Source organism: Parendozoicomonas verongulae (genome assembly GCF_009711465.1).
Lineage (GTDB): Bacteria > Pseudomonadota > Gammaproteobacteria > Pseudomonadales > Endozoicomonadaceae > Sansalvadorimonas > Sansalvadorimonas verongulae.
On record NZ_SMME01000809.1, the window covers coordinates 1 to 21,262 of the forward strand.

12 protein-coding genes are annotated in these 21,262 nt (G+C 49.8%); 2 read left to right on the forward strand and 10 right to left on the reverse strand.

Annotation, left to right across the window (positions count from 1 at the left end):
• The coding region (locus E1189_RS23850; protein ID WP_196221342.1) for a hypothetical protein at positions 1-413 on the forward strand (413 nt) is incomplete at its 5' end.
• Positions 414-786: 373 nt separating this feature from the next.
• Here E1189_RS23850 and E1189_RS09090 read toward each other — a convergent pair.
• The 3 genes from E1189_RS09090 to E1189_RS09100 form a co-directional block, all read right to left on the reverse strand.
• The gene (locus E1189_RS09090) at positions 787-1,845 is read right to left on the reverse strand and encodes a hypothetical protein (protein WP_155159757.1); all 1,059 of its coding nucleotides are present in this window, start codon (positions 1,843-1,845) and stop codon (positions 787-789) included.
• Between the two features lie 278 nt (positions 1,846-2,123).
• Positions 2,124-3,551 carry a rhodanese-like domain-containing protein gene (locus tag E1189_RS09095; RefSeq protein WP_155159758.1) on the reverse strand — a complete coding sequence of 476 codons (1,428 nt, stop codon included), beginning with the start codon at positions 3,549-3,551 and terminating at the stop codon, positions 2,124-2,126.
• 93 nt (positions 3,552-3,644) lie between these two features.
• Positions 3,645-5,177: a hypothetical protein gene (locus E1189_RS09100; RefSeq protein WP_155159759.1), complete on the reverse strand. Its 1,533-nt coding sequence runs from the start codon at positions 5,175-5,177 to the stop codon at positions 3,645-3,647.
• A gap of 558 nt (positions 5,178-5,735) precedes the next feature.
• Between E1189_RS09100 and E1189_RS09105 the strand changes: the two genes are divergently transcribed.
• Positions 5,736-8,921: a hypothetical protein gene (locus E1189_RS09105; RefSeq protein ID WP_155159760.1), complete on the forward strand. Its 3,186-nt coding sequence runs from the start codon at positions 5,736-5,738 to the stop codon at positions 8,919-8,921.
• Between the two features lie 38 nt (positions 8,922-8,959).
• Here the strand turns inward: E1189_RS09105 and E1189_RS09110 are convergent, their stop codons facing one another.
• The 7 genes from E1189_RS09110 to nagE form a co-directional block, all read right to left on the reverse strand.
• Complete coding sequence (locus tag E1189_RS09110; protein ID WP_155159761.1) at positions 8,960-12,643, reverse strand: SbcC/MukB-like Walker B domain-containing protein; 3,684 nt, start codon at positions 12,641-12,643, stop codon at positions 8,960-8,962.
• A complete protein-coding gene (sbcD, locus tag E1189_RS09115; protein ID WP_155159762.1) occupies positions 12,640-13,923 on the reverse strand; it encodes an exonuclease subunit SbcD in 1,284 nt (427 codons plus the stop codon). Before sbcD ends, E1189_RS09110 begins: the two co-directional genes overlap by 4 nt.
• 118 nt (positions 13,924-14,041) lie before the next feature.
• Positions 14,042-14,971: a LysO family transporter gene (locus E1189_RS09120; RefSeq protein ID WP_230460290.1), complete on the reverse strand. Its 930-nt coding sequence runs from the start codon at positions 14,969-14,971 to the stop codon at positions 14,042-14,044.
• 59 nt (positions 14,972-15,030) lie between these two features.
• A complete protein-coding gene (locus E1189_RS09125; protein WP_155159763.1) occupies positions 15,031-15,492 on the reverse strand; it encodes a hypothetical protein in 462 nt (153 codons plus the stop codon).
• Positions 15,493-15,903: 411 nt separating this feature from the next.
• The gene (locus tag E1189_RS09130) at positions 15,904-16,779 is read right to left on the reverse strand and encodes a DUF2608 domain-containing protein (RefSeq protein WP_155159764.1); all 876 of its coding nucleotides are present in this window, start codon (positions 16,777-16,779) and stop codon (positions 15,904-15,906) included.
• Between the two features lie 183 nt (positions 16,780-16,962).
• Positions 16,963-19,515, reverse strand: coding sequence for a phosphoenolpyruvate--protein phosphotransferase (gene ptsP / locus E1189_RS09135; RefSeq protein ID WP_155159765.1), 2,553 nt, complete (start codon positions 19,513-19,515; stop codon positions 16,963-16,965).
• On the reverse strand, positions 19,512-21,262 hold a 1,751-nt coding region (gene nagE / locus E1189_RS09140), incomplete at its 5' end, for an N-acetylglucosamine-specific PTS transporter subunit IIBC (RefSeq protein WP_230460291.1). The genes ptsP and nagE, both read right to left, overlap by 4 nt.

Sequence of the window (21,262 nt, forward strand, 5' to 3'; positions counted from 1 at the left end):
AAAAAGGACCTTATATCAAGAACTCTTACAATGAAGATGGTGCTTTTGCAATTTTAAGTGGGAATGCACGAACGTACTGGCCAACGACATTATATGAATTGGCACATGAAACAGTTCACATGCTAAACCCAGTTCCGTTCCAGGTTAATTACCTTGAAGAGGGCTTTGCTGTACTATTTTCAATGGATATGACTCGTGAGTTTACATTACACCCTATAAAGCCAAACGATATATACTATCGTGAAGCGGTAAGAATGGTTCGGATGTTAGATGATAACCCTTACAAGGCAGCAAGAATGATTCGCAAAAAATTTAACGCACTTAGCCTTGCAACAGAAGATCAAATGGAAGAGTTGTTTCCCAATGTTCGAGCTGAAATAATAAAGAAGCTATGCTCTACATTTGGTAGTTGATGTATACGTCGATGGCCACCTATAGATATCTCACATCAATATGGGCAGATTTATGATGAATGGAATTCTTCTGGCTGAAAGATACCCAATCATTGTTGGACTTCTACAGCTCTGGCGAAATGACGCCAATGAATAAATTTCTTCGTGAGTGTATCAATCCAAAAATCATAGAGAATTTCAAATAATACGCAGTTAGCGAAATTCATAAGATCCAGAACGAGCCTAAGCAGACTTTTTGCAGGACGTTAGTGCTTCAGGAGTAGAAGATATTTTTGGTCGACATACACGGCTCATAGGAAACCAGTGCAATATCAAACGGCCAATCTGCCCCCGGAATAGCCGGGGGTTTATCAATGGTTTGGGTACTTATTTATTACCAGCCCCATTGCAGGCAATTGGGCAAAAACCACGGAACCTCTTTATTTTGTACAAATCTTTCATAGCTCATCATTGATTCCATTAACGATTCAATAATGAGTCTTGTCCTATAATCTCTGGTGCCATGATGAATAAAGCTATCCCCTGATCTATAGGCCTGCTCCCCTTCTCTAGCAATTTCAGCAAGGCACCCTTCGTTAAACCAAGGCTGTTTGTTTAAATATCCTTCCCTCTTGAAGGTATTTAAATTCATATCGTATGCATCGTAACGAGATCTTACAACATTAACTAATCCCATAGCCTTATTTATCGCTAAGAATTGTATATTACTAAGAAATTCTTTTAATGCCTGCTGTTCATGTAATGTTGACTCTTGTGATTGATAACCTTTAATTGGGTCGTTACTGTAAAGCGACCACATATGCATAAATGATTTTGTGTTCTCAGTTTTTTTTATCAGCAAAATCCCAGTATTCATCTTTTCATAGTCATTATCTTCCGTAACAAGGATATCGGCCTCATGACCAAAGGCATCAATATACTTATCAAGCATGCTGGGGCCTTCATGATAATCATCAATTACAATATCATCATCTAACCAAACAACCCAGCTACCATAAGGGATGTTCTCACACTCAAGTATTTTTTTTAGTGCAAATACTTTCAACCAGTATTTTTGTTTATCCTCCATCTCCTCTTCAAACTCAAAAGGATGCACAAACCGATAGTCTATTCCTCGAAAAGTCGCATATGCTCTGTGGTTTTCTCTTGTCATCACAGCGCTTGGTCTTGTACCTCCTGAAATAATGAGTTTCACGCTTGATGGTGGCTGATATCGATTGGGAAATGAAATCTTTTCATGAAATTCCATAATTTCATTTTGAAAATCGATAGATAAATACTCTCTCAGATCAAAATGAGCCTGTAATGTTATATCCGCCAGTTTTGACTCATCGTAGTACTCTGATACAGGACCACAGATAGAATGGGCATTTGTATAGGACGAATAAACAAAAAATATGCATACTAATAAAGCCAGCTTCCTGATTGTCATCGAATTCAACCTCCATTGTTGATAATTCCCTAAAGGACATTGAGACAATTTTCAATGAGAATCGTTCAAATTTAATAAAAAGTTGATCGAGTCCACCTATAGAAGAGGCCACGCCATTTTTCTCGTATTATCCGTAAATCCAACCCCCCTTCAGGGAACCTGCCTTGTTGTATAGCTGGTAATACACAGAGCAGTACTTGATGAATCAAAAAAAGCCGACCTTTGTGTATCAAAGATCGACCTTACCAGAAACACCAGAAACACCAGAAAATTTATGGCTACTGCTTGTCCGCCAGCATCACAGGCAACTCAGAGCCAGACACCTCAGCCCATTTGGCAATAGATTCCTCACGGGTAATCTCACTACTGGCCACTTCCCGCCCATCTTCTCGCCAGCGCATCCAGCCACTGCTGTAAATACTGGAATTTTCATAGCCCATGGCCCGTGCATACCACCATGCTTCAGAGGCGCGCCAGCCATTACCACAGTAGAACGACAGGTTCATATCCGGGTGAATTCCCCAATCGTTCCAGAACTGAGCGATATGCTGGTAATCACGCATAGTGCCATCAGGATTGTGATAAGCGTTCATATCGAAAGAAGAGTTACCAGCATGCCCCCACAATGCACCGGGAATACGACCACGCTTGGAGAAGTAATTGTAACCGCTCACATTGCCAAGATACTCATCCCACGCACGAATACTCACCAAAGCACTGTTCGGTTGTTTGCGCAGCTGGGCGGCTTCATCCACATTAATGATGACTGATTTATTGCCATCACCCTTCATGCCAAACCCTTGTGCAGGTACTGGGTCTACCCAACCACTGTCGGTTTTGTAACCGTTCCGTTGCCATGCTTCAATGCCACCGTTCAACATCATCACATCTTTTACACCTGCATACTTCATAATTGCCGCACCACGGGCAGCGCCGATGGACTCTGTGCTGTATACAATCACTGAAGAGTCTTTGGTAATACCAAGCTGACTCAGGGAGTCCCGAATATGATCGGCAGGATAGGCCTCATAAATGGGTGGATATTCAAACTCCAGATCGTCCCAGTACAAAGCACCGGGGATATGAGCTTCCCGATAGTCGCTGCCTTTACCGCCATCCCAGCCAATTTGAACGATCTTAATGCCCGCATTGGTTTTCAAAGTGTGTTCCACATAAGCCGCAGGCACCAGGGTGCGGAAACCGGGCAAGTAGTCCAGGGGTTTATCCAGTTTTTTCAGTGCATCGGCACCTGCTGCCAGAAGACGGATGTTGTTCTCTTCTGCAGCATTATGAGCCACCAGCCAGCGGCCTACGGTTTCGGCCTGCTGAACGGTATCGCCATAAATGATAATGGGCTGTTGTTGTGTTATGCCCGTGCGCCGCCATGCTTGATCAACGTCGTCCATGCCCTGCTCTACCCAGCTGGCAGAAAACAGCTGTGCACCGGGAACATGTCCGGCAGGTGTTCTCTGAGGAATACCATTGACGATGTACCAGCCATTAAAGGCATCGGAGCTGCGCGCATCAACAATGGCACGATCTGGCACATCAACAGAAGTCAGGCTTTTTTGGAATTCCTGCAAAGATATCTGCTGGAAGGTGACATTCTCGAGCGCTGTTTTTTGGGAACAGCCAGACAGGGAAATAGCGAGTGCAGCAGCTGCCAGACAATAGCCTGCTGCTCCACAAGAGAGGGATAGTTTCAATATGTTCTCCAGATCTACGAGTTCAATAGTCGCAGTTGTGGAAAAATTTTAAGGAACAGGATCAAACGTGCCCTGTTTCAGATCAACAAACGTCTATTTATTACCTAACGGGTTTTCATGAACATCGTAATAATAAGAAAAAGGAAGGAGAAGGCTGCTTTGCTGCATATAGGGGTTAGACTGTACTGGGTTGTCCGAAGCAACATGAGAATAAACTATAGGGCTCGTTGGAACAGGCTTTCTCTGTCCCCCTGTTGGAGATATTTTCGACGGTACCCTGTGTACTGGAGGAACTATGCTGAGAGGTTCCATAGTTGTCGAAGAGACGGTAATACCACTCGACACTGCACGGCTCGCATGAGGTATTCCCCCTGCCTCTGTAAGCTCTATATTGCTTTTTCCAGAGCTCTGGTTGATAGAAGGTGACTGCACAGGTGACAGATAGAGTTTAGGTGGGGGTGGGTTTGGGCCGTCTGATGCCGCACCATATACAATACCGACATTTGATCGCCGCACAGAGGGAGAGCGTGGTTGATAAGGGCTAAGAGTATCGGTAGAGAGATGTGAAGCCGTGTCGTCGTAATCCTCTGTGAACTTATATTTCTTAGCGGGTGTCTCCCGCTCTTCATCTGATGGTGCTACGTCGGGCAGGTCTGTCTCATGCTCCAACTGTAGCAGAGCACAATCTTTTATCTTGGCTAACCACACATCAACATCGGCTTGGGAAGCCTTTTTACATTCAATCGCTGTTTGGTGCAACCATGCCAACCCAAGAACCTTTTGGGGAAAGGTATAATAGCCTCCGTCCTGAATCATCCGATATATAAAAGACACATGGGGAATCAGCAACGAGTCTACCGGCTGCACACCTTCAGGGGCTGACATTTCCTGTTTACCAAAGCTATCCCAGGCCACCCATGCCGTGCGAAGCCCAATATTTTCACTTGCACCTGCATAGAGGCCACTGGTAATTTTTAGTTTTGCCTTCTCCGGATAGGTGCGATCCTGATAATGCCTATAAACAAAATCCCGGTCTTCCTTAGCGGCAGTCGTACCCTCCTTCTCAGCTTTATCTTTAAACGCTTTTCGGATTTCCTTACGTAGCCCTATATCGTCAGTGGCTTTGAATATCAGCTCGCTTTCTTTATCTCTTACTCCCAGAACATAGGCCAGCCTCTCGTAGGCCTCATCCCAATCAAGAGATTCCATTGCAATAGGCCGTAATATCTGATTCAGCGCTTTTGTTCGTAAAGTTAAATAGGTCTTCTCATCCTGAGAAACAGGTTTATCTCCATGAAAAGCCTCATGAATTAAATGCACCAGCGCAGGAAAAAGGAGAGGATCGCGTTCATCCAGATAAGACTGAAAGCTATCCTGTATATTTCTTACTCCCCACCACCACCCTTCGGATGACAACTGTCGTTTTTTTAAATTCTCATCTTTCCAGTCAAACAGTGCGTTAATATAACGCCCAAACTGGTCATGCACTGTATCTGAAAATTCATCTCTCGGAGGGCGTACCCCAGGGTTTATAACCTCAGCAACAGTAAAGCCACAATCTCTAATCTCCTGCACAACCCCCTGAAATTGTTCCTCGCTGTTCACCCGATCAACCAGAGACTTCATTGCTACCTTAACGGCACCGGCCGCCCCTTTTGATTTTTTCCCTGCATAACACTTCTGGCTCACGGAAGCCCCCATGAACACAATCACCAGAAAGGCCAGCAGAGAAGAGCACAACCAGATTCTTTTCCACTGAACCAGCATTGGTATCTTATCATCAACTACTATTGCCAAGGGCTGAAGAGTGTAGCAGCAATGCAGGCTTTGTCTGTGTGATTAGTTCATGACTGGAAAATTACATCATCTTTCAACAATTTCAGGATCCTTCACACCTCAAAATCTTCCTCAGCACAGGGTGTCGCCACACTGGCTCTCGTTAGATAAAACCTTCAAAGGATCTTATCGGATGCAGAAACGACTGGTTAAAACTGTCAAGGCAGTGATCCAGCTTATTCAATCACACCTTGGTCGCATTTCTGGAAGAAATGAGTAGAAAATGGTGTTGAGAACTCATGGGCATAACAGCACTGTCAGGAATACTAACCATTCTCCAAAAACACAACGAACTTCATGCCCTTTCCACACTCCAATAACACATGCATAAATGGAGGTGAGAACAATATGGATATCAGGACGTCTTCTTCACAACAACCCCCGGCCTCACAGGGCTCCAGCCAGGCAGCAGTAGAGCCAGCCAGCCTGCAGGTCGCTCAGGAAGAAACCTCCGGGGTCAGGGTTGCACCAACCACAGTATCGTCAGAACACAGTAAAAACCAGCAGCCTCCCGGGTACCAAGCACCTCAGGAGAGTGTTCAGGAACAACCGATTGAAACACGCACCATATGCCCCTCTCAGGCTGAGGCTACAGGCCCTTCAGAAGATCTTCTGATGCAAAAGCGCACTGCCCTGATCGCTTCAACACTCAAATTCATTGCCAGGCATCAGAATCAGAAGGGTTTTCCTTTGATAACTGGTGCTTTTGCTGAATATTGTACGGCACCACCAAAAGCTAAAGCGGTACCCCTTAAGCAACTGTCCCCTTGCCCTGAGATTACTCTGGTTTTCCCCAATCTGGCTATGTACAGGGCTGTTGCAGGCGAACTGGAAACACTGGGAGGGGACGACGTTCTCTGTGCCAGTGGTCTGGATATATTGGGCAATGCCACTTTTCCCTATTATCACAAAGGTAGTTGCTGTTTCACTGCCAAAGCCGTGGTGCTGCATGAGCACCAGCTCAACCTGACTTCCCAACGTCGTCTGGTGAAGCTGCCGGATTCAGAGGTTCAGCTTTACAGCTCATCTATGGCTATCCATATTCACTTGTGGAACCAACTGCATCATGACTCTATGACACCGGCCATGCTGAAGGCTATTGCCCATGACCTGAACAGCCTGCAACGTATTGAGAACGAAGATATCAGCGTCTATACGATGCTACAAAGCCGTTACCTTAATATGTTTTACCTGATGCATCCCCCCACAGTTCCACTAGATATTGCCTCACCGCCTGAAGCTATCCAGTTGGCGCCTGCGCCTACTCAGGAGGAACCGGCTCTGCAGCCTCGCCTGAGCACCACTCCAATGTTTTGCGACAATATTCTGAGCCTGCAACAGGACAGGGACTTTTCACAGGAGTTAGGATTTAGCGCAATTAAGGACCTCTTCCCTGAGAAGTCAGAAGGCGATTTCTCATCAAGGCCCGTTATGGAGCAACGTCCCGGTTCTAAACTGAAGGCCAAAGCAAAAGAAGCAAGGGCCGCAAGAAAATCAGGAGGCCGCGGAAAGTTCAATACCCAAAGCCGGGCAGTCAGACTGGGTGCCCCCACCGGGGTAGACTTGGATGAGGATGGTATGATGGCTCTCGTTCGCTCCGTCGCTATTGTAACCAAGGGCGACGAGAAAAAAGATATTCTGAAAGATCTGCTGCCGAGCCATACTATTCAGCAACTCATCTTTTTTGTGGAAACAGAAGCGGTCCAGAAAAGAATCCTCCACCATTTTCCTAATTGTCCTTATCTGGGTAAGGCGGCCTGCGATTATACTGTTAAGCCGAAGGATGACTTCAGTTTCACCTACGCGACCCTGGCCACAGATATCAGCAAGCTGATTCCGGTCATACTTGAAAACATTCACCCCGATCTCACTTTTGAAGACGCCCACACATTACACGCTCTGGTATCGGCCCTGCTGCTGAAATATGTGGCATACATGAGTGATGAAACCAGCCGGAATACCCTTAACACTCTCCTTGAAACGGTGGCACACTTCACCCGTGAGCAATGTCAGCAGCTCACCCAGCCAGGAGCTGCTGCTGATCAGAGAATTCTGCAGGTTTTACCATTAACGCTGGTTTATGTGCTGGCATCACCAGAACTTAAACAGTGCAAGCTATCTCCCGACACCCAGGAGAAGCTTGTGGATACACTGGCCACCACCCTGGAAGCGGCACAAATGTCTGGGCAGTACGATATTGCTGCTGGCATTATCAGCCTGTTGCCCACCGTAAAGTCATGGGCTATGCCGGATGACTCCCCGGCACTTAAACACTTATCTGCTCAAATCCATCAATTTTTTGGCCTGCTTCATGCCTTCATCACTGAAGGTTACGACAGCACTCGAGAACAGAAGTACGCAGCCAAAATTATCGCTCACCTGAAAGGGGAAGTGAGCAAACTCCCAGCTACCTGGGTAAAACCAGGGCACAGACAGCTTAACCACATTGCCAAAGCCTATGAGCAGGCACAAACGCTTATTCGCCAAGAGATTGAAGATAGCCTGATACTGGAAAAAGAGCTGCGAAAAGAAGCCAGAGAACGAGCCCAGGAGCAGGCCCGTATCAAAATTTCCCTGGAACAAGCCCGGGCCGCAAAGTTGCATAAAGCTCAAATGGCAGCCCGAAAGTCGCAGGACACTACGGATGAATCTGACGCGTTATACACTGTAGAAACATCACCTCTCCAGACCACATCTGCCACTGTTCTCACAGAGGAAAAGCAAGACTGGGAAAAAGAAAAAGAAAAAGCAGAAGCTGCCTACAAAGAGGGAAAAACAGACAAAGCCAGAAAGCTACGCCGGCGAGCTATTGAAAAAGCCGGTGGAAAAATGAATGAAGCTCATGTTCTTACAGATTGTGGCTATGCTCAGCTGTCTACGGTACGAGACACCATTACCCTGATCTCCACCCTGGCCACCAGCTGCAACCTGCTTATGTGCAAGCTTGAAGGTATTCATAATGAAGCGAAAGCCTGCTTTGCGAAAGGCTTCCCCTCCCGTGAGGAGGCAAAAAGCTGGCTGACAGTGCGTAACTTCCCCAGCGAAGCACGGGTAACATCCCTTGCCAGGAACTTTCCGGACAAAGATACCCTCGCCCATGCCAGCCAAACCCTGAATGCGGTTATTCAGCAATACCAGTTAGCTGTTGAGGCGATGGCAGACTGCCCTGAGGAGGATGTACAAAGTTCTGGAGATTTCCTGCTACACCTTATGGAAAGCGACCTGAAACATCTTTTCAAATTGAAAGAGCAGATTCGTCATTGTAATGACAACCTGGCTTGTGCCATGGAGTTACGTACCAAAGTCATGGCCAAGGTTGGCCTTTATGGCCGGGATGCTCCTGTACAAAGTAAAGGCCGTTCAGAGAGCGGAGCCGTACGTGTGCAAAGCTCTTATCGGAGTGCACAAAAAGACTTTAAAGATCGCGCCTCAGCGATTGGAGCGGTTTTCCTGGCGCATCATGGTAGTGACCCTTTGCAGGTACTGCTGCGCTCCATTGATGCACTGAAGGAAGAAAAAGGTTTAAAGAGCTAAACACGGTCTAAATACTCGGGCTATTGTTTACAGCGGGGCTAACCCCCCGCTGCAAACACAGCCTTATACTTCTCATCCAACCGGCTATAACCCAGCCCTTGTTCCTTGTACACAGCCACCTGTACAGGCACCCGTTCCTTCAAAGCTTCTACATGGGAAATAACACCCACCATCTTGCCGCTGGCGTTCAGGTTATCGAGGGCATTCAGTGCGGTTTCCAGTGTTTCCGGATCGAGAGTACCAAAGCCTTCATCCAGGAACAGGGAGTCGATACGGGTTTTGTGGCTCACCAGATCAGACAATGCCAGAGCCAGCGCCAGGCTCACCAGAAAGCTCTCACCACCGGACAGCGTTTTGGTATCCCGCGCTGAATCCCCCTGCCAGGTATCCATCACTTCCAGACTCAACGTCTCACCTGCCTTGCGTTGCAACTGGTAGCGACCATGGAGACGTTCCAGCTGACGGTTCGCCAGCCAGATCAGATGATCCAGTGTTAAGCTCTGAGCATATTTACGGAACTTGTCACCTTTTGCGGAGCCAATCAGACTATTGAGATGCTCCCAAATGGAAAGATTCTCTTGCTGGGTTTCGATGTCTGCCAGCAATTGCCTCTGGCTGAGACGACTGTCCCGATCTCGTTTCAGATCGCTGTGAATTTCTCCCAATCGCTGATCGGTTGTTTGCAACTGCCCCTGCAGTGTTTCCAGTTCAGTTTGAACCTCCTGCATAGACTGGTGTGTCAGCTTGTTGGTTTCCAGTTTCTGTACGTCGGCCAGCGCCTGCTTGAGCAGAGCACGGGTACTATCCAACTGTTGATCCAATTCTCGTTTGAACTGCTCCAGTTCCGCACGCTGCCCGGCCGGTATAAGTGCGGCTTCAAACGCCTGTAAATCTGCAAACGGGCTGTTCTTCAAAATGCTTTGCCACTGTTTGTCAGCAGCTTCACTTTTCTCTGAGAGTTCCTGGATAGTGGATTTCAGTTGCTTAATCGAGCCACTGAGGATACTGGCCTGCCTGACCCGTTCTTCCTGCTCTTTGCGAGAGACGCTCAACGCCATCTCGGCATCAGCCAGACTTTCCTGTAAGGCAAGTCGCTCTGCTTCTGGTTTGCGATCTCCAAACAGGCTTTGCCGTTCCTGTTTCACAGCATTCTGCTGCTCCTGCAGTTCGGTTTGCCTGTGGATAAGTTTAGCTGTCAGAGCTTTAGCCTGTTCCCAGTCATTCTGAAGTACCGCAATATCCGCATTCAGAGCATCCCGTGTTTTCTGGGACTCCATCTGCAAATTCCAACTCTTCTGCCACTGCTCCCAAAGCTGCCCCAACTGCTGCAACCAGCTGCCCTGCTCCTGTGGCGCTGGCAGAGTCAGAGAAAACGGTTCAAGGGCAACCGTCAGCCCCCGCTCAAGGTTTGCCAGCTCTTCTGCTGTTGCCGTTAGCTGTTGCGTCATATCCTGCCGCTGACGTTCAATCTGCCGGTATTGCTCCAGCGAAAGATCATGCTGATGACGGGCAGCATCGGCTTTGGCACGAATGCCGGACAACTGCTGCTGACAAGACTGTCGATCACTGTTCAGCACATCCAGCCGCTGAATCAGGGATGTCAGGCGCTCGCCCTTTTCCTGTCGACGGGTGATCCACGCTACGACACCTTCGCTGTCGTTGATATTCAACTGGGCTTTCAGCAGGTCGCAGGTTTCCTGCCATTGCTGCAGGCCTTTATCCACACGGGCGTGAATCTCAGTGAGCGTTTTCTCTATGGTTTTGATCTGCTCTTCCAGTCGTCCCACTTCCACCTTGAGTTCGTTACCTTGTTTTTCCAGCACTTCCAGCAGACGGCTTTTTTCATCCCGTCGCAATCGTGTATCGGAATGCTCAACCTGGTTGTACTGGGTAATAGCCGGATGTTCCAGGGAGCCGCACAGAGGGCAGGCCTCACCGGGTTGCAGGCGATGACGGTGTTCACTCAGGCTGGCAATGGTCTGTTCCTGCAGCAGAATGGTTTCCAGATCCTTGAACTGGCGTTTTTCGCTGCGATAGTTATTACGGAATTGTTCAAGGAGTTGCTGCTTTTCCTGCAGAGATGCTTGATGAGTGGCTAAAGTCTGAGTGTGCTCACGGAGAATCAGGCCATCGTCATGGTTTTGCCCCTGTAGCTGTTGCAGGGTTTGCAGGGCCAGCCGCTGGTCTTGATAGGCCTCCAGTAAACGACGCCATGCAGGTTCATCCTTCTCGCCCAGAGAGGCCTGATACTTTTTGTCCAGACCCTGCGCCTGCTCTTCGACGGTTTGCAGCTCTTTCTGACTGGCCGCCATAATCTGGGCGTGTTTACCCGTATCACGGCTGAGGGTGGTTTGCTGCAGCTCTAATGCTGCGCTCTGCTCTGTCATCTGTTTCTGCCTGACAGAGAGCTGCTCCCGCTGTTCCAGTTTGTGCTCCCAAACCAGCAATTGTTCACCCAGTGTCTTGTGATGTTCGTGGGCTGCCAGATAATGGGTGGCCTGCTCCAGCCGGGCTTCTACCACTTTTTTCTGTTTCTGCTTCTCTTCAATACTTTGCTGCTGTTTATCCTGGGCTTGCCGATATTCATTCAGGTCTTTGTCCACTGCCGCCAGTTGCACACCCAGCTGGCTGGCCTGTTCATCCAGAGGAATGATTTTGTTGGTGATCAGGTTTTCTGTGTCCCGCTGTCGAGTACGATTCTGTGCAACTTGCGCTTCATTTTTCTCCAACTGAATCTGTGCAACTTGCAGTGCTTCAGCGGTCTGTGCTTGTGTACCTTCCTGTTCCCTGCAAGCGGCTTTGCGGTCATTCAGGGTTTGGGAAACAGTCTGCAGCTCATCAAAAACCGGTTTGATTTCCAATGCTGGCAAAGAGTCTTTGAGCTTTTTCAGATCATCAGAACGTTCTGCCTGCCGAGCCTCAACGGTTTTGTACTCTTTCTCTCTTTGAGCAAGCACCTCACGGAGCCCCGTCACCTGATCCAGCCACTGTTTTTGCGCCTGTAAAACTGTCTGCTGTTGACGCCCATTCACCTGCTGGGATTTCAGAGTGGTTTGTTCGGTTTCCAACTCGGCAATGTGTTCGGCTGAAAGAAATTGAAAGCCGTCAGAGCGAGCCTGAAGAATACTCAGAGCTGCCTCTTCTTCCCGGGTACGGGAAAATACCCGGGCAGAAATATCCCCGTAAATGTCTGTGCCGGTCAGTTCTTCCAACAGTTCCGCCCGTTCATTGGCGCTAGCCTCCAGGAAAGCCGCAAAGCCTCCCTGAGCCAGCAACATGGATTTGGTGAAACGGGCGAAATCCAGACCGGTGATTTCGCTGATTTTACTCAGTTTGTCGTTTATACGGGTGGTAATGATTTCCCCATTGCCATCCGCCAGCTCTACCTGAGGTGCCTGCAGGCGGCCATCGCTCTTGCCCCGTGCCCGACGCTGGGACCAGAACGCCCGGTAGTGTTTGCCCTTTACTTCAAACTCCACTTCTGCCAGCGATTCGGCGGTATGGCGAGTCATCAATTCATTATCAGATGCAGACACGTGAAGACGAGGCGTTTGGTGATAAAGGGCGAGGCAAATAGCATCCAGCAGTGTGGTTTTGCCCGCACCGGTTGGCCCGACGATGGCGAACAGGCCGTTATCCACAAATTCAGAATCCGTAAAATCAATCTTCCACTCCCCCTTCAGGGAGTTAATATTTTGCAAACGCAGGCTCAGGATTTTCATTCTGCACTCTCCTGTACTTCTGCTTTTTTATCGGTGCTGACTTTTTCTATGACCACGCCCTGCAACTCCTCTTCTTCAATCTCCGCAACAACAGAATCAAACGCATGAGTCAGGGCCGTGATAGTTTTGTCGTTCAGCTCTTCCAGCTCAAGGCGGCGATGAAATACATCTTTCACCCGCAGCTCCGCGAGGGTTTCCCGCTCATCACGCTCCAGGCGATTTTCCCGCTCTTTGCGCTGGCGGCGCACCCGGAGCACATCCAGCGGCATATCGGCAGTGAGTTCCAGAATCTGGCTTTGGAAATCGCTGATCCAGTTATCACCACTCACTACAATTTCAATCCAGGGTTCCAGGTCCGCATCTTTGTTATCTTCCAGCAGTGTATTGAGTTGCTCAGGCAGGGATTCCAGGCCTCCTTTCAAACTGGCCAGAGGGCGAAACAGTGGTACTTCAACGGGGGTAATGGTTTTCAGGCGGTGTCCTTGAAAGTCCACCAGCAAAACCTGCTTTCTGGCAGATGCTTCATCAAAACTCAGGGGGATGGGAGAGCCAGAGTAGCGAATATGCTCATGGCCAGAAACCGTTTGTCCACGGTGCAAATGTCCCAGAGCAATATAATCCGCCGGGGGAAAGGCTGAGACAGGGAAAGCCGACAGTGTACCAATATAAATATCCCGCACCGATTCCGAGAGTTTTCCGCCTACTGCCGTGAGGTGACCGGTCGCAATAATGGGCAGTTCGTGTTCGTCAGCCAGTTTTTCAGCCTCCTGATACACCGCCTTGTAATGGTCGGTCATGGCAGACAACAGGGCCTGCTGCTTGCTTTCACCAGAGTCTCCGACACTGCTCACCAGCACATCCCTTGGGCGAATGTAAGGAATGCCACATAACACTGCACCGTTGGAGCCATCCTGCTGCTTTAAAATAACCACCTGCTCTTCAGGATTCTGACTGGCGGCGCCAATCACCGTAGCATTCAAACAGGCCAGCAAGCTGCGGGACTCATGGAGTGTCGCCACAGAATCATGATTGCCTCCCAGTACCACCAGCTGACAATGGCCGACCTGTTGCAAATCCACAATAAACTGGTTGTACTGCGAACGGGCATAGCTGGGAGGAACACCGGTATCGAAAATATCACCGGCGATCACTAATGCATCAACCTTCTGTTCTTTTACTGTTTTCAGCAGCCATTGAATAAAAAGCCGGTGCTCCTGCTCACGGGTTTTGCCCATGAAATGCTGGCCGAGGTGCCAGTCGGAGGTGTGCAGAATACGCATGATGAATCCTGATAAGGTGGCTGCGTGTCCAGCCGGAAACAATTGGCTTTGAATGTATCATACACCGGCAAAATTGTTCACAATGGCGACATCCCCAGACTAAGTACCCGGACCATTGCTAGCCCATACTGGTAAACAATGGAATCAAAATTGGCGCAGGCAGAGAGAGCAGGAATCCGGAAACAATCGCTACAGGAACGGTTTCCGGGCCACCACTGCGCTGAATAATCGGCAATGTGAAATCCATAGATGTTGCACCGCCGTAACCTATGGCGGTTGCAGGGCTGCGGCGCATCAGGGTAGGAATAATGACCAGAGCAACCAGCTCCCGGGAGAGGTCTGACAAAAAGGCAATAGATCCCATCACCGGCCCCAGATCAGAGCTGACCAGTGCACCGGAGAGAGAGTACCAACCCACACCGGAAGCCAGTGCCATGCCGTGGGGAACAGGGAAATCAAACACCAGCGCCGTACCCGCTCCTGCCAGTAACGACGACAACAACACAAGAATGGCAATGCACAGTGCCCGTGGGTTCAGAAAAACCTGACGTATATCAATACCACTGGCCTGAAGATGAATACCAATTAACAGCAGCATAGCCATGAGCACACCCATGGTTGTCACTTCCAGAGTATGTACTGGAATCTGCACCCACAAGCCCAAACAAAAACCAGCCACGACAACGCCCACCAGCTGCAAAGATTCCAGCACCATTTTAAGCATGGGAATATCCCCACGGCCCAGGCTCAGGTGCAGAGGCCAGAAACGGTCCAAAATCGGCAGAACGGCCACATTAGCCAGCAGGGTTAAACCAATCAGCACACCGACGACACTGGCTATGTTTTTCAGCTCTTCTGCCAGATTGTCCATACCCGCCAGTTCCATGCCCATAATGGCCAGAATCAGATAAACAATAACAAGCAGGGTTTGATCAAGCCTTTTTAAAAGCCGGGTATCAGACAATTTAATAAAATACCCCAAAAACAAGGGGGCAAGAATCAGCAAGGTATCCAACTTCACTCCAAGGGGATTTTGCACCGAAGCCATGATTCGGATACTTCAGTATTATTATTCAGTTAAAACAATAGAGTTTGATAACGGGCAGGTTATCGAAGAGTTTCGTCTCTGTGGAGCAACACTACCCTGTTCATATAAGGGTTATCAATCTCTATTCGTAACACATCTTCACGGGGAATCATTTTCCAGCCTGTTGAGAGTGTATCTTTGCTCCCAAATATCTGTACTTTCAACCAGTGGTTGTCGTAATCCACAATCCTCACTATATCAAACTTATCCTCACCATCCTCGGTACAAGTGAAGATGCCAATACACTCCAAACGGGTGCCAAGCTCCACCAGGCTATGGGCAAAAGTGGCTTTGCCCTTGACTGGCAGCACCCGGTCATAGCTGGTATCAATCAAACGGGTGATGGCCCGGTGCTCACGATTCCCCCAGAGAATGCCGGTAATACTGGCGGTTTCAAAGAGGGTCCAGCCTTCGTACTCGCCATTTTCGCTGAACAGCACCATGGCTGTAACACGATTGTTCACGGTATGGACAATTCCCATGAGCGGGTCCTCATCTCCGTGAAAATAAAGAGAAACAAGCTCGCCCGCTGACTTTAGTGACTCCAGCTCTTTCACCAGCACGGTATAACTCCCCTCTTATTCTCGCCCACTGCCGACTTTTGACTGAGAATTACACAAAATACTCCCTTCTCAGGCTGACCAAAGTGTCAGCGCTCACCTTTAACAAATTACCCACAAAGCCTCTGCAAGCTTATCCACTGGCCAAACTCCGATGGCTTCGCAGCAGTGCAAAACCCTCCCAGGGTAGATATGGAAAAAGATCAGCATCCTAATTCTTTTTGATGGTATTTAAGTACCCGGACCATTGCTTTCGCATAATAATAACGAGCGGAAAAAGACGCCGCAGGCTGCCAGGCGAAAACAATGGTTTGGTACTTAACCCCTTTGGATTTAACGAGCCAGACAGCCTCTGGCGCGCTCTGGGTAGATGCTGTTCAGCGTATTGACCAGTTTATCCCAGTCATCGGCCATCTTGTCAGCCTGCTCCTGAGTCAGAACGGTGCCGTTCTGTTTAATACGGTCATCAATAACCTTGGTGTAGTTCACCAGTCGCACGTCCATGCTCTTATACTTGGAAGAAGAGAACTTCTTCTTCATCGCTTCAATGTTACGCTCACCGTCGTCTACAAACACGATAGCATCGAATTTACGGCCAGTGGTATCGAGGATGTATTCCAGATAGTCGCCCTTGTTGGTACCGGTGGTCAGAGCCACACCGTGTTTATATTCAGTTGGGCGTTTGAAAGTTTTGGCGTAAGTTGGCGCAACAGTAGAGCCTGCAGGTGCCAGTGCGTTCTTACTGAAGTCAAACTTGTGACTGTGCAGTTCACGCTCGGTGGCTACACGGTACATAGGGCTGCGGGAAGAGAGCGCCATAACAGTTTGACCACGATTGTTCAGGCTCTTAAGCAGTTCAACTGCACCATCTTCGGTGGTCTTCATGGGCATCAGTTCAAACAGAAGAGCCAGCGTATCGCTGTACAGACAGCTTACCTTCTGGTCGGATTTAGGTTTGACATCCAGTTTTCCGGTTTGCCATTGATACCAGATATCACCACCCAGATCACTTTCTCCAGTCGTCAGTATAGTGTTGTCAATATCAAAAACAGCCAGAACGTTTTTGGCACCGTACTTCTGATCCACCTGCTGGAACACTTTATCTACGGCTTTGTAATTATCGGTTTTCATAACAGAAACATCAGCAAAGCTGGCTGTGCTCATTGTCAATACGGCAGCACCAATAACCGTTTTCAAGGTGGTATGCATATTCAACTCTCACTTTATCCCGAGCAGGCATTACAAAATGCAAACAGATTCTAGACTATTTGCACAAACAGGCCTTTTTTACGTCTCCCGCTTTAAAAGTGAAATAAGTAACTTGCACATACGTACGTACAAAAAAGCCCGCCCGGTGTATGCCGAGCGGGCTTTTCGGACAACCATTGGCTATCAGATCAGGGCGCGAACATCCTGAGCGTTGCTCATGGAAAGAGCCTTTTGTGCCAGGGTCTGACACTCGGCAAAGTCCATATCCCGTACAGCAGCCTTTACCAGCGGCAGGGAAGGTACGCTCACGGAGAGTTCCTTCACACCCAGACCCACCAGAATAGCGGCTGCAGCAGGGTCACTGCCCAGGCTGCCGCATACGCCAGTCCACTTGCCCGCTTTCTGGCCAGCCTTCACGGTCATGTCGATCAGGCGCAGAACCGAAGGATGCAGGGCATCGGCACGGGCAGCCAGCTTTGGATGACCACGGTCAACCGCCAGCGTGTACTGGGTCAGGTCGTTGGTGCCGATGGAGAAGAAGTCCACCTCTTCAGCCAGAATGTCGGCCATCAGGGCAGCGGAAGGCACTTCGATCATGACACCGATTTCCACCTTCTCCAGACCTTCGATCTTCGCTTCTTCCTCACGTACCAGTTTCTTCACGGCCTGAAACTCTTCCAGAGAGCCGATCATCGGGAACATAATACGCACATTGCCAGCATGGGCGGCGCGAAGAATCGCGCGCACCTGTTTACGCAGAATCGCCGGACGGCTGATACCAATGCGCACACCGCGCTCACCCAGGAAGGGATTTTCCTCTTTTGGCAGAGGCAGGTAAGCCAGAGGCTTGTCGCCACCCACGTCCAGAGTACGGACAATCACAGGACGATCTTTGCCCATAGCCTTGAAAATGCCTTCGTAAACGGCAGTCTGCTCGGCAATAGAAGGTTCAGTGGTGCGCTCCAGATACAGGAACTCAGAACGCAGCAAACCAACACCTTCTGCCCCCAGAGTCACCGCTTTCTCAGCATCGGCCTGGCTACCGATATTCGCTACGACTTCCATATGATGACCGTCTTTGGTCACCGCAGGTTCCATCGTGGCCTGGCGGGCCAACTCTGCAACACGGGCTTCTTCTTCCGCCTTTGCCTGGCAGTCGGCAATATCCTGCCCGGTAGGTTGCAGGTGAATACGGGACTTACCAGCATCCAGAATGGCTGTAGTACCAGAGGCAAAACCACGAATGGCTTCAGGCACGTTCACCAGATAAGGCAGATTCAGGGACGCCGCCAGAATCGCTGCGTGGGAAGTGGAACCGCCTTCCAGCGTACAGATACCAACTACGCGACTACGATCCAGAGTGACAACCTCAGAAGGAGTAATATCCTCCAGCACCAGAATAGTGTTTTCCGGCATGCGCTGGCTGTCGCTTTCTACACCCATGATATGGCGCATCACACGCCCACCGACATCTTCCACGTCAGTGGCACGAGCTGCCAGCATCGGGTTATCCAGCTTGCTCAGTTGTGTTGCTTCTGACACAAAACTGGTGTGCCAGGCCCACATGGCGCTCTTACCTGCTTCAATCAGCTGACGGGCGTGATCACCAATCGCCGGATCATCCAGCATTTCCAGATGAGCAGTGAACACCTCCGCCTGCTCATCCATCTCTTCCGATTTCAGGCGTTTAACCAATGCAGTCAGACCTTTGCGCGCTTGCTCAACGCCGTAATCCAGCTGGCCCAGTTCATCCTGAATATCGATACCCATTTCCGGATAGCTGGGCAGCTCGCGGGACTGGTGGAAAACATTGCCAATCACCAGACCAGATGCCGCTTTAACACCGGGAAGAATATTCTCGGATACCACAGCACTGGCCAGCAGCGGGGGTTCATTTTCGTCGATGTCTTCTTCAGCGTCGTCAGCTACCGAGGCTGCAACATTGCTCACGTCTTCACCCAGACCGGAACGGAAGCCTTCTTCGATAGCCTGTTTAGCGGCCTGGGCATCCACACCGGCTACGGTTACAGTGATCACGGAACCACGCTCGGTGGCCAGCCCCATAATCGCAGTCAGGCTGGTGCCAATACTGGTTTTGCCATTGCACACCAACTGCACTTCAGACTGAAGACCACGAATGATTTGTACCAGCTGGGAGGCAGGGCGTGCATGAAGACCAACGGGGTTCAGTACAGTCACATCAAACGTCAGTGTCTGAATGTCACCCTGAGCAGCCGCGCTGACCGCTTGCTCAGCACCCTCACCGGTCGCAAAAACTGTATGCTTGCCAGCGTCAACCGGAATGCCGGTTTGCCCAACAGCCACAGACTCACCTGTGGTCACCATCACTGCGGTTTGTACACTGATAGCCTTGGAAGCCACCAACGGAGCATCAAAGTTCAACAGCGGCTGACCAGCTTCTACTTTGTCACCCTCAACAACGAAAGTTTCAAACCCTTCGCCCTTGAGCATGACAGTATCGACACCGACGTGAATCAGAACTTCTACACCACTGTCGTGTTTTACAGTCACTGCGTGCCTGGAAGCATGCATTTGAGTCACCACCCCCGCGAAGGGGGCGTGCACGGTTTGAAAAACAGATTCTTTACCGGGGTTAATGATGATGCCTTCACCAACCATGCCACCCGCAAATACCGGGTCTACAGAGTCGGTGAGTGGTAACAGCTCACCAGTGAGAGGGGCCAGAACTTCGATCATGCCCTTACTTAGGATCATACAGCAGTGCCTTCTTCCATATCCTCAGGTACGAGCTTCATCTGCTCGGCTACCAGCTCGGCATGTGTGCCGATAACAATTTGCAGGTGGTGAGTACCTACGCGGGCCACACCCATTGCACCCAGTGCTTTCGCATCTTCATCTTTAATGGAAGATGCATCCTTCACTTGCAGGCGCAGGCGGGTGACACAGGCATCAATCTGGATCAGATTGTTGCGGCCACCCAACATGTTTACGTAGTCACGAGCCAGCTGCTTGATATCCGCTGGCTGTGCCACCACAGGCTTAACTGCTGCCTTGACCACTGGAGCAGCCTGGGTCGCTTTACCGGGAACCTGAATGGCGGACAGATCTTCTGCCGCAGAAATCTGTTTCATTTCTCCAGCAATTATCTCTGCCATAGGGCCGAGAATAATTTGCAGGTTCTTCTCACCTACGCGGATCATGCCGCTGGCCCCCAGAGCTTTCATCACGCTCTCTTCGGCTATAGAGGGGTCGTTCAAGGTCAAACGCAGGCGAGTAATGCAGGCGTCGATGTTAGTGAGGTTCTCCATACCACCCAGCACCTTCACATACTGGCGGGCTTTGTAAGCATTGCTCTTAACATCCATGCCTTCTGGAGCAGCAGAGGTGTCAGCCTCAAAGGCTTCGGTCACATCTTCCTCTTCACGACCTGGGGTCTTCAGGTTGAAAACTTTGATACCGAAGTAGAACACGCAGAAGTAAACAGCAGAGTAAACCAGACCCAGACCAACCAGCTGCCATGGCTTGGTTGCCAGCCCCCAGTTCAGCACCAGATCAAACAGACCGGCAGAAAAACCAAAGCCCGCCAGCATACCGAAGGCATTGGTCAGCGCCAGGGAAATACCTGTCAGTACAGCGTGAGCCGCATACAGAGCAGGAGCCATAAACATGAACATGAATTCCAGAGGCTCGGTGATACCGGTCAGGAATGCAGTCAGCGCCACAGACAGCAGTACACCGCCAATCTGGGAGCGACGCTCTTTGGGCGCAGCCAGATACATGGCAAAGGCAGCGGAGGGCAGACCAAACATCATCACAGGGAAGAAGCCTGTCATAAACATACCGGCGTCAGGATCGCCAGCGAAGAAGCGGTGCAGGTCACCATTCACCAGATCACCGGCAGAGTTGGTAAATTCACCCAAGCCAAACCAGAAGTAGGAGTTCAGTACGTGGTGCAGGCCCACAGGAATCAGGGCACGGTTCAGAAGACCATAAATGAACTGGCCAATACTGCCGGATTCGGCAATACCGCGACCGAACGCATCAATACCACTCTGGATGGATGGCCAGACATGCCCGGCTATCCAGGCAATGACCAGGATAAACAAGCCGGTCATGATAGGAACCAGTCTCTTGCCACTGAAGAAGCCAAGGAAGGCTGGCAATGAGGTAGCGTGGAAACGGTTGTAGGTATGACCGGCAACAACACCGGCGATGATACCGCCGAAGAACGACATGTTAATGTCGGAGTTAATAGTGCCTGCTGCTGCAGTCAGAATAAAGTAACCAACAGCACCGGCCAGTGCAGCGGCACCCGCGTTATCTTTCGACAGGCCAACAGCAATACCCATGGCAAACAACAGTGGCAGATTACCGAAAATAGCACCGCCGGATTCCGCCATAAACGGAACATTAAGAAGGTCGGGTTGCCCCAGGCGGAGCAAGAGAGCCGCAACCGGCATTACGGCAATGGGCATCATCAAAGCCTTGCCCAGTTTCTGCA

Excerpts from the sequence above, each read along its gene's own strand:
- E1189_RS09125 (WP_155159763.1), bottom strand. The coding sequence starts at position 15,492 with ATGGGAATTGTCCATACCGTGAACAATCGTGTTACAGCCATGGTGCTG.
- E1189_RS09100 (WP_155159759.1), bottom strand. The coding sequence starts at position 5,177 with ATGAAGTCTCTGGTTGATCGGGTGAACAGCGAGGAACAATTTCAGGGG.
- E1189_RS09090 (WP_155159757.1), bottom strand. The coding sequence starts at position 1,845 with ATGACAATCAGGAAGCTGGCTTTATTAGTATGCATATTTTTTGTTTAT.
- E1189_RS09105 (WP_155159760.1), top strand. The coding sequence starts at position 5,736 with ATGGATATCAGGACGTCTTCTTCACAACAACCCCCGGCCTCACAGGGC.
- ptsP (WP_155159765.1), bottom strand. The coding sequence starts at position 19,515 with ATGATCCTAAGTAAGGGCATGATCGAAGTTCTGGCCCCTCTCACTGGT.
- E1189_RS09130 (WP_155159764.1), bottom strand. The coding sequence starts at position 16,779 with ATGCATACCACCTTGAAAACGGTTATTGGTGCTGCCGTATTGACAATG.
- sbcD (WP_155159762.1), bottom strand. The coding sequence starts at position 13,923 with ATGCGTATTCTGCACACCTCCGACTGGCACCTCGGCCAGCATTTCATG.
- E1189_RS09120 (WP_230460290.1), bottom strand. The coding sequence starts at position 14,971 with ATGGCTTCGGTGCAAAATCCCCTTGGAGTGAAGTTGGATACCTTGCTG.
- E1189_RS09110 (WP_155159761.1), bottom strand. The coding sequence starts at position 12,643 with ATGAAAATCCTGAGCCTGCGTTTGCAAAATATTAACTCCCTGAAGGGG.